At 44.2% G+C, this 11,729-nt stretch carries 14 protein-coding genes; 9 read left to right on the top strand and 5 right to left on the bottom strand.

Annotated elements, in window-relative coordinates; genetic code table 11:
- Positions 1-41: 41 nt before the first annotated feature.
- From WC407_RS04845 to yajC, 4 genes are read right to left on the bottom strand one after another with little or no spacing between them, the layout of a single operon-like run.
- Positions 42-164 carry a hypothetical protein gene (locus tag WC407_RS04845; protein WP_373021441.1) on the bottom strand — a complete coding sequence of 41 codons (123 nt, stop codon included), beginning with the start codon at positions 162-164 and terminating at the stop codon, positions 42-44.
- A 60-nt stretch (positions 165-224) separates the two neighbouring features.
- On the bottom strand, positions 225-1,196 hold the full coding sequence (gene secF, locus WC407_RS04840; protein ID WP_373021440.1) for a protein translocase subunit SecF: 972 nt from the start codon (positions 1,194-1,196) through the stop codon (positions 225-227).
- A 2-nt stretch (positions 1,197-1,198) separates the two neighbouring features.
- Positions 1,199-2,773: a protein translocase subunit SecD gene (secD, locus tag WC407_RS04835; protein WP_373021439.1), complete on the bottom strand. Its 1,575-nt coding sequence runs from the start codon at positions 2,771-2,773 to the stop codon at positions 1,199-1,201.
- Positions 2,763-3,029, bottom strand: coding sequence for a preprotein translocase subunit YajC (gene yajC / locus WC407_RS04830; RefSeq protein WP_373021438.1), 267 nt, complete (start codon positions 3,027-3,029; stop codon positions 2,763-2,765). The genes secD and yajC overlap by 11 nt, the downstream gene beginning before the upstream one ends.
- Before the next feature lie 70 nt (positions 3,030-3,099).
- On the opposite strand from yajC, the gene WC407_RS04825 reads away from it, so the two are divergent.
- The 4 genes from WC407_RS04825 (at position 3,100) to WC407_RS04810 (ending at position 6,367) form a co-directional block, all read left to right on the top strand.
- The gene (locus WC407_RS04825) at positions 3,100-4,317 is read left to right on the top strand and encodes an apolipoprotein N-acyltransferase (RefSeq protein WP_373021437.1); all 1,218 of its coding nucleotides are present in this window, start codon (positions 3,100-3,102) and stop codon (positions 4,315-4,317) included.
- A gap of 74 nt (positions 4,318-4,391) precedes the next feature.
- Positions 4,392-5,315, top strand: a complete 924-nt coding sequence (gene cysK, locus WC407_RS04820; RefSeq protein ID WP_373021436.1) for a cysteine synthase A — start codon at positions 4,392-4,394, stop codon at positions 5,313-5,315.
- An 8-nt stretch (positions 5,316-5,323) separates the two neighbouring features.
- Positions 5,324-5,887 carry an aminotransferase class IV gene (locus WC407_RS04815; protein WP_373021435.1) on the top strand — a complete coding sequence of 188 codons (564 nt, stop codon included), beginning with the start codon at positions 5,324-5,326 and terminating at the stop codon, positions 5,885-5,887.
- Positions 5,888-5,908: 21 nt separating this feature from the next.
- The gene (locus WC407_RS04810; protein ID WP_373021434.1) at positions 5,909-6,367 is read left to right on the top strand and encodes a hypothetical protein; all 459 of its coding nucleotides are present in this window, start codon (positions 5,909-5,911) and stop codon (positions 6,365-6,367) included.
- A gap of 10 nt (positions 6,368-6,377) precedes the next feature.
- Here WC407_RS04810 and WC407_RS04805 read toward each other — a convergent pair whose 3' ends face one another.
- Positions 6,378-7,277, bottom strand: coding sequence for a LysR substrate-binding domain-containing protein (locus WC407_RS04805; protein WP_373021433.1), 900 nt, complete (start codon positions 7,275-7,277; stop codon positions 6,378-6,380).
- 128 nt (positions 7,278-7,405) lie between these two features.
- Here WC407_RS04805 and WC407_RS04800 point away from each other — a divergent pair, with 128 nt between their 5' ends.
- From WC407_RS04800 to smpB, 5 genes are read left to right on the top strand one after another with little or no spacing between them, the layout of a single operon-like run.
- Positions 7,406-9,454 carry an ATP-dependent helicase gene (locus WC407_RS04800; protein WP_373021432.1) on the top strand — a complete coding sequence of 683 codons (2,049 nt, stop codon included), beginning with the start codon at positions 7,406-7,408 and terminating at the stop codon, positions 9,452-9,454.
- Positions 9,455-10,285, top strand: coding sequence for a tRNA pseudouridine(55) synthase TruB (gene truB / locus WC407_RS04795; RefSeq protein WP_373021431.1), 831 nt, complete (start codon positions 9,455-9,457; stop codon positions 10,283-10,285). It abuts the gene before it with no gap.
- A complete protein-coding gene (csrA, locus tag WC407_RS04790; protein WP_373021430.1) occupies positions 10,279-10,509 on the top strand; it encodes a carbon storage regulator CsrA in 231 nt (76 codons plus the stop codon). The genes truB and csrA overlap by 7 nt, the downstream gene beginning before the upstream one ends.
- Positions 10,506-11,282 carry a 4-(cytidine 5'-diphospho)-2-C-methyl-D-erythritol kinase gene (locus WC407_RS04785; RefSeq protein WP_373021429.1) on the top strand — a complete coding sequence of 259 codons (777 nt, stop codon included), beginning with the start codon at positions 10,506-10,508 and terminating at the stop codon, positions 11,280-11,282. Before csrA ends, WC407_RS04785 begins: the two co-directional genes overlap by 4 nt.
- Entirely contained in the window at positions 11,275-11,727 is a 453-nt protein-coding gene (smpB, locus tag WC407_RS04780) for an SsrA-binding protein SmpB (RefSeq protein ID WP_373021428.1), read from the top strand. Before WC407_RS04785 ends, smpB begins: the two co-directional genes overlap by 8 nt.
- Positions 11,728-11,729 lie beyond the last annotated feature (2 nt).

The raw sequence follows: 11,729 nt of genomic DNA, 5'->3' as shown, positions 1-11,729 counted from the left end.
CTTATCTCTTCATGAGGTTAAAAAGGTATTCGAGACGTTCTTTATAAACGGGCAATAGTTGATTTTTGAAACCCGTATGCAAGCAAAAGGTTAGAAGCAAACGTTTGAGGGGGAAAACTTTGGATGAATTTTTGGAGATTGATTTTTATTTGAGAAATGGTCATAAATACTCAACCTTTAATATTTCAAAATTCCCGTTTTTACGGGAATTTCAAAGAGGAATTTTAGACAATCCCTTGCTCGAATTGAGCGCGCATTTTCTCTTTTTCGGCTTTGATTTTTATTTTATCCGCCATTTTCTGACGATAATTCGATACGCTGAATCCGGTCCATACGACCAATTGAGCCGCAACGAAAATAGAGCTGTAGGTACCTACGATAACCCCGATCAGCATAGGGAAACTGAATCCGATCATAATATCTCCACCGAAAACGAAGAGGGTCAATACCACAAAGAAAACGGTTAAAGAGGTCAATGTTGTCCGAGACTGCGTACGGGATACCGCTTCGTTAACAATCATTACAAAATCGCTATTTTTAGACTCTTGAATATGTTCGCGGATACGATCATACACAATAATCGTATCATGGATTGAATATCCTAAAATCATCAGCAACGCGGCGACACTCTCAATATTAAAATCAACTTCAAAATAGGAAACGAATCCGAAAGTGATCACAATATCATGGACAATCGCAATAATCGCCGCCAATGCAAAGCGCCATTCATACCGAAACGTAACCATTGCCATAATAGCACTGAGGGTCAACAAAAACGCCGTTAGCCCTTTTACACGTAACTCATCACCCACTTTAGGACCGACCATATCGACACGGCGGATTTCAAAATCACCCGTCCCTTTTAATATCTCTTTGGTCGTATCTCCGATATCTTTACTCAACCCATCTGTGGACGAAGGGGTCTTGATAACGATCTCTTCAGGTGAACCGAATTCCGTTACGGTAGCATGTTTAAACAGGTCGTTGTTGGCTAAACTTTTCCGTATCGTATCGATAGGGGCTACCCCCTTATACTTGACTTGAACAACGGTTCCTCCGGTGAAATCAATACCGAAGGAAAACCCTTTTACCGCGATGAGACCGATAGAGAGGAAAAACAAGACAAAGGAAGCGACAAAAAATATCTTCCCTTTCCCCAGAAAGTTATAGATCTTATCTTCTTTAAAAAGTTCCATAATTAGTTACCTTTCCGTGTCATACCGAACCATAGCGTGTAGTTCTTATTTTTTTCGATACGGGCCATAAACAACTGATATATTCCATACGTTCCGACAATCGCCGTAAGCATCGATGCCAAAATCCCCATACTAAGAGTTACCGCAAATCCTTTGATCGCACCCGTCCCGTAGATATACAAAATCGTACAAGCAATAATCTGTGTAATATTAGAATCCAAAATAGCGCGCATCGCTTTGGAATACCCTTCCGCAATCGCTTTACGCGTCGGTATCCCCTGCCGTAATTGCTCACGGATACGTTCATTAATAATAATGTTCGCATCAACAGCTAGACCGATATGCAGAACAATCCCCGCCATACCCGGTAACGTCAGCGTGGCGCCGAAGAGAGCCATCATCGCCAAAATAATAAACAAATTGATAACGACCGCTAGGTTAGCGATCACTCCCGCAAGACCGTAATAAAACATCATAAAAATAATAACAAGAACAAATCCGCTGATCAAAGCCATCAAAGAAGCTTTGATACTGTCCGCTCCAAGGCTTGGCCCGACGGAGCGTTTTTCCATCATATAGACCGAAGCAAGCAACGCACCGGATCGAAGGGCAATCGCAAGGTCATTGGCTTCGGCAACGGTATAATTTCCGCTGATTTGACCCGAACCGCCACCGATACGCTCATTGATCACAGGAGCCGAATAAACTTTTCCATCCAATACAATCGCAAGCCGCTTTCCGACACTTTTACCGGTGAAATCACCGAAAATCTGCGCTCCGGCGGAATTAAGCGAAAAGTTAATAACCGGACGGTTATTTTGATCGTAGCCCACCTGCGCATCGGTCAGCATTGTCCCATCTAAAATAGGGATGTCATTTACCAAATGTTTCATCTTAGGCTGCAATGCGTCTTCGAGAATCTTGTCGCCGTAGCTTTGGGCTTCGGCATCCGTCATCTCCATAACCCGCATAGCTCGATCTTCATCAACCGCCATCAACTCTAACTTTGCCGCACGCGAAATGAGTTCACGCGCCCGTTGTTCTTCCTGAATCGTTTTGATTCCCGGAAGTTCTACGAGGATTTTATCCACACCTTGTTTCGCAACGGTCGGTTCAGCAAGACCAAACTGATCGAGTCGATTACGAATCGTCTCAATCGCCTGATCAATCGCTTGAACCTTGAGTTTCTCCACCTCTTCAGGGGTCATAGAAATTGAATATTTCCCCTCTGATGCATGAACAACGGTCCCTTTGATCGTTTTAAGATATTCATCGATAGCCGTTGCATCGTCTTTATCAAGCACTTCAAAAGTAACCGCACCCTCTTCTGCGCTGATCCCATCCAATAAAATATCATTGTGCTCACTAAAATGTTTCAATGCCGATGCAATCGATTTGAGCTGAGAGTCAACCGCTTCTTCGGTTTTGACCCCCAATAGCATATGCAATCCCCCCTGCAAATCAAGACCGAGAGTTACTTTTGCCCCTCTCTCGCTTTGCGTTAATGAAGGGATCGAAAAGACTAATCCGAAGATCGTAGCAATAATCAGTAAAACAAGGCGATAATTAAGCTTCATCCTCGTACTTTCTTGCGACGGCCTCTTTGACTAAGCGTCCTTCGACATCATTATTGAATTTTACCGAGAAGAAAGACTCTTCTACTTTTTTAATCTCAACGATCAAACCGCCGCTTGTGACGATTTTATCCCCTTTTGCGAGTGTATCGACCATTATTTTGTGTTTTTTAGCCTGTTGCTGCTGCGGGCGAATGATCACAAAATACATAATCGCGATTAAGAAAACAAACGGGAGAAGTTGGGAAAGAATTTCCATGGGTATCCTTGACGTATAGAAAATTGCCGCATTATACTCAAAACACGGTAACATCGTTATAATTCCGCTTATGAAATTGATACTTCCTCCACGACTACAACCGTTATTGCTCTCATTGGCTATTGCTATCGCATTTTCAGCCTTTATTTATGGTGAATACTTCGGTCTCACCTCTCGTCTGCTTAATACTCTTTTGGCACTCGCAGCCCTTTACGGACTCCTTCATGCACCCGCACGCGTTATCCCCCTCGCGGGGTTTTGGATCGGGCTTCTGTGGTGCTATTGGATCGGATACAGTTTTGAGTATTACGATTTAGGTTGGGCAAAACCTCTTGTAGCCCTAGGATTCGGGATCGTCTATGCCCTCTATTACGGCGTTATGGGATTAAGTAACCGTCCTTATGTTCGCGCCCTTATCCTCTTTGCCCTCACCTTTTTTTGGCCGATGGATTTTAATTGGATGCAGCCGGAACTTATTTTCGTCGAAAGCTATATCGGTTTTGAAAAATGGCAATTTGCCTTGGTATTGTTTGCCCTCGCTTCCACAACATGGTTTTCAGGAAGAAAAAAAATCCTTCCTCTGCTGTTGCTTCCGCTGAGCATTCAAGCCTCTTATACCCCGCCGCCGATGCCGCCGCTCAAAATTAAGCTCGTCTCTAGTAATACCCCTCAAGATCTCAAATGGGAACCCTCCGAACAACTGCGATTAACACAAGAAAATCTCGATGAAATTTACAAAGCCGCTCTATCGGGATACGATTTAGTGGTTCTTCCGGAAGCGGCATTTGCCCTGTACATGAACCACCAACCCAAACTAACGGCCATTCTTCAACAACTCTCCTATCACATACCCATCGTGACCGGAACCCTTTATTCGCAAGGGGGATTGCACTACAACGTCTCCTATCTTTTTCAAAACGGACAGATCACCGTTGCCAAAAAAACGATTCTCGTCCCTTTTGGCGAATATATCCCCCTCCCCCATTTTTTACGCAATTGGGTTAATAGGGAAATATTCGGAGGGGGATCCGATTTCGTTACAGCAGAAAAAGCAACCGATTTTACGATTAAAGGGGTTGCTTTTCGAAATGCCATTTGCTATGAAGCTTCTCGCGAAGAGCTCTATACTCCTAATGTGCGCTATATGATCGCTATGAGCAACAACGGCTGGTTTACCCCCTCGATCGAACCAACCCTTCAAAAGCTTCTTATCCGCTTTTACGCCCGTAAAAATCATACAATCGTTTTTCATGCTGCCAATAGCGGCGGAACCGGAATAGTTTACTAATACACTATGGATTAAAGACTATTATAAGGGTTTCGTACTACAATCAAAACAATTTTTTCACCTCCGGAGTTTTCATGAACATAGCGGCCAATATCACCGAACTTATCGGGAACACCCCCCTCGTACGTCTCAACACCCTTTCAGATCAAAGCGGCGCAACCATCCTCGGAAAATGCGAGTTTATGAATCCGACCAGTTCAGTCAAAGATCGTATCGGGTACAACATGATCAAAACGGCTATGGATGAGGGGAAGATCAATGCCCAAACCCTGATTGTTGAACCTACCAGCGGAAATACCGGTATCGCACTTGCCGCTATTTGCGCTGCGTTAAAGCTCAACCTTACCCTTACTATGCCCGAATCGATGTCAATCGAACGACGCAATATCCTCAAAGCTCTCGGAGCCAATCTCGTCCTTACTCCTGCGTCTCTAGGGATGAAAGGGGCAATTGATGAAGCCGATGCTATGGTAGCTTCTACTCCGAATGCTGTAGTTCTCCAACAATTTTCAAATCCCGCCAATCCCGCCATCCACAGAACCACAACCGCACAGGAGATCCTCCGTGATACCGACCGTCATGTCGATATTTTTATCGCTGCCGTCGGAACGGGGGGAACGCTCACCGGAACCGGAGAGGCGTTGCGCAATGCTCTCCCCAACGTACAAATCATTGCCGTCGAGCCTAAAGATTCTGCTGTCCTTTCAGGGGGAAAAGCAGGACCCCATAAAATTCAGGGGATCGGAGCCGGATTTATCCCCGATGTTCTAAATACCACCCTCTATGGTGAAGTAATCACCGTAAGCAATGAAGATGCTATCAGTGCATCCAAATCATTAGCAAAAAATGAGGGGATCTTAGTCGGTATCTCCGCCGGTGCAAACGTTCACGCGGCCGAGCTCGTTGCATCACGACCGGAAAACAGAGGTAAAGTAATTGTCACCATCCTCTGTGATACGGCTGAACGCTATTTAAGTACGGCACTGTTTGAGAATTAAGCGTGTTTTTGGAGACGTTACGATGTGAGAATGGAACCATAGCGCATCTATCTTATCATCAAAACCGCCTCGACGCTACCCTCAAGCATTGGGGAATAAGACCCCGTTATGATTTAGGCCATCTTATCCTCCCTCCAAAAGAAGGGGTGTTTCGATGCCGATTTCTCTATAGCAGTGCGGGATTTACGATCGAGTTTCACCCCTATGTTCCCAAATCGATTAACGCACTTAAACTCATTCATGCCGATTCGATCGACTACCCTTTTAAATTTGCAGACCGCACCGCACTCAACACTCTCTATGACCAACGTGAAGAATGCGATGATGTTCTTATCGTCAAAAACGGCTATCTTACCGATACCACCATTTCCAATATCGCCCTATACGACGGAACACGGTGGCTAACGCCCGAAAAACCTCTTTTGGAGGGGACAACACGCGCACGGCTTATTCACGCAGGGATTCTTTTACCTGCCCCCTTATGTCTGGAGGATATTGCTCATGCAAAGAAAGTTGCCGTGTTCAATGCACTGATGGGATTTGTTGAAGTCGAACATGGTATAATTATTTAAAATAAAAATAGGTTAGCCCTCATGTTATTCGATATTATTAAAAGTCCCTCATTTGCCCGATTGATGGAAACCCACATACGAGACATGCTCATTTTCTTGTTTGAAAACGATCAAAACTTTGGCATCTTATGTAAAATTGACCAACTTGACTTTGATCCACCCCTCCCCCCACACATCAGCGATGAGTTTCGTTCAATGACCCTCTTTTTTTTAGCGGGATATACCTTTGAAAGTGCACGAATTGATAACGATGTTTTAATTTTTGAAGCGGGATTCGGGCAGGAAAATATCGGAAGTTTTGTAAGTGTGCCATTGCTTGCGATCGTTCAGGTTATCATTGATGACACTCCTGCGTTTGTGAATCTTGCACTTCCGCAAGAGCGTCACCCTATTCAAGAAGCAGAAAAAAGTGAAGGGGTGGTTAATTCTATGAACGCATTTTTATCCAACCCTGAGAATCAGAAGTTTATGAAGAAGTAAGGATTAAAACTTAGAGTTTTAATCCTAATAAATAGGTAACGACGTTATCGATAAACGCATCGTGTTTACGCTCTCTGCTGTAGACGATATAAAACTTACGTTTGATTTTGTAATTTTTGACACGTGCTTCGAACAATTTTCCCTCTTCTACCTCATCGGCAATAACATGACGGGAGATAACCGATACGACCGGACGTTCTGCATTTTTAGGAGAACGCATAATCGTCTCTTTAATTGCCGTTGAACTCGCAACGACTCCGATCACATTAAAGCCGGCACACTCAACCCCGATCTCTTCAAAAACTTCAGAAGTGAGTTTACGGGTATGAGAATTCTCATCACGGCAAATCCAATCAAATTTATACATATCTTCTTTACGGAGCTGTTTTGGAATCGGCTGATTGGAAAAAACGACCAATTCGTCTTCTTCCCATTCACGATAGATAAGACCATCTTTGAAAACCGGTGACTCTATCAGGGCAATATCAATTTTTTTATCCAACAACTGATCGATAATCTCTTCTGAAAATGCTACACGGATATGAACTTCGTTATTAAGCTTATCTTTGAGCTGCCCTAAATATGAAGGGAGAACATAGTTTCCAATCGCATACGAAGCACCGACGATAAACGTAAACTCTTTATTGATAATTTTAAGAAGCTCTTTTTCACTTGATAAAATCGCTTTTTCAAGTTTGACGGCAATACGATGAAGATCTTCACCCTCTTTGGTGAGTTTGATCCCATTTTTCTTACGTTCGACAACACGAGTATCGAGATAATCCTCGATAAATTTAATTTGTTGCGTCACAGCAGGCTGTGAAATTCCAAGTTTAGCGGATGCTTTTGAAAAACTTTTTTCTTTGACCACCGTCAAAAACGTCATGAGTTTTGCAAAATCTTTTAACATAATAATTCCTATAAGTTGAATGAATAGCAGTATTATAACTCAACATTATAACCAATGCAAGCGTTATTCACTACTTTTACCTCTTAGGAAAATTGGGCTATAATAAAAACAATATAAGGAGCTAGAGCATGGACAAAATTCTTGCCGATCTTAATGATGCCCAGCGTAACGCGGTGGAACGAATCGATGGCCCGTTACTGATTTTAGCCGGTGCGGGAAGCGGAAAGACTAAAACGATCACGTCACGCTTAGCCTATCTCCTCGATACGATAGGGATTCCTGCCAGTAATACCTTAACTCTTACTTTTACCAATAAAGCGGCTAAAGAGATGCGCGAACGGGCAATGGGATTACTCCAGCAAAACTCCTATCCTCCGTTATTATGCACTTTCCATAAATTCGGTCTGTTGTTTTTAAAATTTCATATCCACCTTCTGGGGCGTGCCAATAATTTTGTTGTCATCGATACGGACGATAAAAAAAAGATTATCAAAAAGATCAATGCCGATCTCCCGACACCGCTTATCGCCAGTGAGATTTCCCGCTATAAAAACTCCCTGATCGATCCGCAGGAAGCATATGCCCAGGCCGAATTAACCAACTACAAACATATTGCTAAAATTTACGAAGAGTACCAAGGCTACCTTCTTGAAAACAACCTCGTCGATTTTGACGATCTGCTGTGTTTAACCTATCGTCTTTTAGATGAACACCCCGACTTATGCCGTGAAACAAGCGAAAAATATCAATACATTATGATCGATGAGTATCAAGACACCAACGAACTGCAACTACGACTCCTCCAAAAGCTCTGCAGTACCCACAACAATCTCTGTGTTGTAGGTGATGATGACCAAAGCATCTACGGATGGCGCGGAGCACACGTGCGCAATATTTTGGAATTCGATCAGGATTTTCAAAATGCCATGGTGGTCAAACTCGAATATAATTACCGTTCCACCCAACCCATCCTCACCGTTGCCAATGCCCTCATCGAACATAACCGTTCCCGTCTGGGAAAAACCCTAATGGCAACCAAAACGGGGGGTGAAGAGGTGCAAACCATCACCTCCCACGATGAGAGCGAAGAGTCCCAAAAAATTGCCAAAGCGATTCGTACCCTGATCAATCAAGGGGTTCGTGCCAGTGAAATCGCCGTACTCTACCGGATTAATGCCCTCAGCCGCTCTCTCGAAGAGGGGCTTAACCGTGCGGGTATCGCCTACAAACTCGTCGGAGGCCTTCGCTTCTATGACCGCGCCGAGATCAAAGACCTTATCAGCTATCTGCGTGTTATTACCAACATTCACGACAATTTCTCCCTTAAGCGGATCATCAACAAGCCCAAGCGGGGATTGGGTAAAGCAACTATTGATAAAATCGAACTCTCCGCAATGAGTGCCGGCAAATCGATGTTTGAGTTTATCTCTACTCTGAGCGATCCCGAATTGGAAGGATTGGTACGGAAGAAAAGTGCTCAGGAACTGCGAGAGTTCATCCGTGAAATCTACGACTTGCGTCAGGTTGCCGATGAGGCAATGTATCGTTTTATTGACCTGCTTGAAGAGCAGTTTAAAATAAAAGAGACCCTCAAAGGGCTACCGGATGAAGGGGACAAGATCTCTAACGTCGATGAGTTTTACGGATTATTTCGCGATTACGTCAAACAAAATCCCGATGCGGCGTTAGCCGAATTTCTCAACGATATCACCTTGCAAAGTGAACAAGATCAAGTTGAGGGGGAGAGCATCTACATCATGAGTATCCATGCCTCCAAAGGACTCGAATTTGAGCACCTCTTTGTTATCGGGCTAGAAGAGGGATTTTTACCTCTCATCGGTGATGGAAGCGATCTTGAAGAGGAACGGCGATTGGGGTATGTCGCCATTACCCGAGCCAAAAGCAATCTCACCCTCTCCAACGTCAACAGCCGTTTTTACAAAGGGCGCAGAACCGATTTACAAAAAAGCCGTTTCATCAATGAAGCGGGGCTGTGCGAAGGGTCCTTGATCCTAGAAAAAAACACCTCTTATAAAAAAGGGGATTTAGTCCGCCATAAAATCTTCGGTGCCGGACGGGTAGAGGGGGTAAGTAAATCGGGTCGCGAATTCAAACTCCTCATCAACTTCGGAGGCAGTAAACGTGATATCCTAGCCTCTTTCGTGGAGAAACTCTAATTGAAGAATCCCAATCGTCTTTTCGTCGCGTATAAACCTGCCGGAATCAGTTCCAATCAGCTTCTGAGTCGTATCAAACGTCGCTACGGCGTCAAAAAGGCAGGTTATTCCGGTACTCTTGACCCGTTTGCAAAAGGGGTCCTAATTATTGCATTCGGCAATCACGGCCGGCTCTTCCGATTTTTAAATAAAGCACCGAAACGTTACCGTGCTACCCTGTGGCTGGGTGCGTATTCTCCTACGTTGGACATCGAACAAATAGAGCAAATTGATACGATTGCACCGCTGCGTGAAGAGCACATCAAAGAGGTTATTGCCTCGTTAAAAGGGGAACTAACCTATCTCCCCCCAAAATTCAGTGCCAAACGGCTTAACGGCAAACGTGCGTATGAATTTGCCCGTGCCGGCATAGACGTCGAACTCAAAACCGTCACCTCCACTATTTACGATATTCACCTACTCCATTACTGCCACCCGTTCGTCACTTTCGAGGCGACTGTCTCCGAAGGAAGCTATATCCGCTCACTTGGGGAAATCATCGCCGACAAACTGGAGTGTTCCGGTGCCCTATCTGCACTTGAGCGACTAAATGAGGGGCAATTTGTCTATGATAATGAACACCCGATTGACATCAAAACAGCCCTAGGCATCCCTAAAAATCGCTATAATGGCACCATTGATTCGGTACTGCTCGGGCAGCCCCTCTCTATCGAAGATTTTGATTCCAAAGAATCGGGATTCTACTGGATTGACAACGGTGACACCGTCTCAATTTTGGAATTTGCCGACGATGGAGTCCATTATTTACTCAACAAGGTTGAAGCATGCTGATACTCTCACGCAAAGTGGATGAATCCATTCTTATTGCTGATTCGATTACAATCAAAGTTATCTCTATTGATAAAGGGGTTGTCAAATTGGGTATTGATGCACCGCCGCATGTTCGCATCCTTCGCAGTGAACTGATCCGTGCCGTGGAAGATTCAAACAAAGAAGCTTCAGCGACTCCGGATGATTCATTGCTCCAACAATTGATGCAAAAACTGAAATTATGAACCGTTACCGCGCCTATGCCAAAGTAAATATTTTTCTGAAAATCACCGGGACTCGTGGGGATTACCACACCCTTAGCTCACGCTTTATGCGTGTTAATAGTCTCTTTGATACACTGTGGTTTGAACCGAAATCAACCCCCGAATTTGAGATTCGGGGTACTTTTGATTGCGACGTAGCCTCCAATACCATTTACAAAGCCTATAAATATCTTCTATCCGATACCCATTCCCATGCCCTTTCGACGTTGATGGAAACACATGCGATTTGTGTCGATAAAAAGATCCCCTCATTTGCAGGTCTTGGAGGAGGGAGTTCTGACGCTGCAACCTATTTGCATATGTGCAACGACCGACTCGATTTAGGACTCAGTATTGACAAACTTGCCCTCATCGGTGCGAATGTCGGAGCGGATGTCCCCTTCTTCGTCTACGGCTATGAGAGTGCCAACGTCAGTGGAATCGGCGAAATTGTTAAACAAGTTAATGAACCTTTACTCGATTTTGAGGTAACAACCCCTGAACTTCAGATCAGTACTCCTGCGGTGTATCGCTATTACCGAGAGCATCTGTTCGCACCTATCAGTGAAGAAGAATCAGCTCGACTGGAAGCAATCCCATCACGTGAAATTTTAGCCTCCGTTAATTCTAAAGAGGCAAATGATCTTTATAATGCGGCTTTAGGATGCTATCCCGAACTCTCCGACAAAGAGGGGTGGTTCTTCTCCGGCAGCGGCAGCAGTTTTTTTAGAGTAAGGGAAGATAACAATGGGTGAAAATATAGCCACCAACAAAAAAGCTTTTTTCGATTACTACATCGAAGAGAAATTCGAAGCAGGTCTCGTTCTCCAAGGCTCCGAAGTTAAAGCGTTGCGTGCCGGACGGGTGAATCTCAAAGAGGGATTTATTAAAATCGTTCGAGGGGAAGCGTTTGTTTTCAACGTTCATATCGGTATCCTCGACACCACCCATCACTATTACACCCACGAAGAGCGGGGAAGTCGTAAACTCCTCCTGCATAAAAAACAAATTGACAAAATGTATAAAGCGGTCGAAAAGGAGGGCTTTACCCTTGTCCCTTTGAGCATTTATTTTAATGACCGTAATCTTGCCAAAATGCAAGTCGCCATAGTCAAAGGGAAAAAGCTTTATGATAAACGCGAAGATCTAAAAGAAAAAAGTCTGAAGCGAGATATGGAACGAGCACTTAAAGGGGAATAGTT

This window comes from Sulfuricurvum sp., assembly GCF_041651515.1.
In the GTDB taxonomy this organism is placed as follows: Bacteria; Campylobacterota; Campylobacteria; order Campylobacterales; family Sulfurimonadaceae; genus Sulfuricurvum.
The sequence above is the reverse complement of the archived record's forward strand: the minus strand, read 5'-3'. Positions and strand labels throughout refer to the sequence as shown.

Excerpts from the sequence above, each read along its gene's own strand:
- WC407_RS04785 (WP_373021429.1), top strand. The coding sequence starts at position 10,506 with ATGAACCGTTACCGCGCCTATGCCAAAGTAAATATTTTTCTGAAAATC.
- secF (WP_373021440.1), bottom strand. The coding sequence starts at position 1,196 with ATGGAACTTTTTAAAGAAGATAAGATCTATAACTTTCTGGGGAAAGGG.
- smpB (WP_373021428.1), top strand. The coding sequence starts at position 11,275 with ATGGGTGAAAATATAGCCACCAACAAAAAAGCTTTTTTCGATTACTAC.
- WC407_RS04845 (WP_373021441.1), bottom strand. The coding sequence starts at position 164 with ATGACCATTTCTCAAATAAAAATCAATCTCCAAAAATTCATCCAAAGT.
- secD (WP_373021439.1), bottom strand. The coding sequence starts at position 2,773 with ATGAAGCTTAATTATCGCCTTGTTTTACTGATTATTGCTACGATCTTC.
- WC407_RS04800 (WP_373021432.1), top strand. The coding sequence starts at position 7,406 with ATGGACAAAATTCTTGCCGATCTTAATGATGCCCAGCGTAACGCGGTG.
- cysK (WP_373021436.1), top strand. The coding sequence starts at position 4,392 with ATGAACATAGCGGCCAATATCACCGAACTTATCGGGAACACCCCCCTC.
- WC407_RS04805 (WP_373021433.1), bottom strand. The coding sequence starts at position 7,277 with ATGTTAAAAGATTTTGCAAAACTCATGACGTTTTTGACGGTGGTCAAA.
- yajC (WP_373021438.1), bottom strand. The coding sequence starts at position 3,029 with ATGGAAATTCTTTCCCAACTTCTCCCGTTTGTTTTCTTAATCGCGATT.
- csrA (WP_373021430.1), top strand. The coding sequence starts at position 10,279 with ATGCTGATACTCTCACGCAAAGTGGATGAATCCATTCTTATTGCTGAT.
- WC407_RS04825 (WP_373021437.1), top strand. The coding sequence starts at position 3,100 with ATGAAATTGATACTTCCTCCACGACTACAACCGTTATTGCTCTCATTG.
- WC407_RS04810 (WP_373021434.1), top strand. The coding sequence starts at position 5,909 with ATGTTATTCGATATTATTAAAAGTCCCTCATTTGCCCGATTGATGGAA.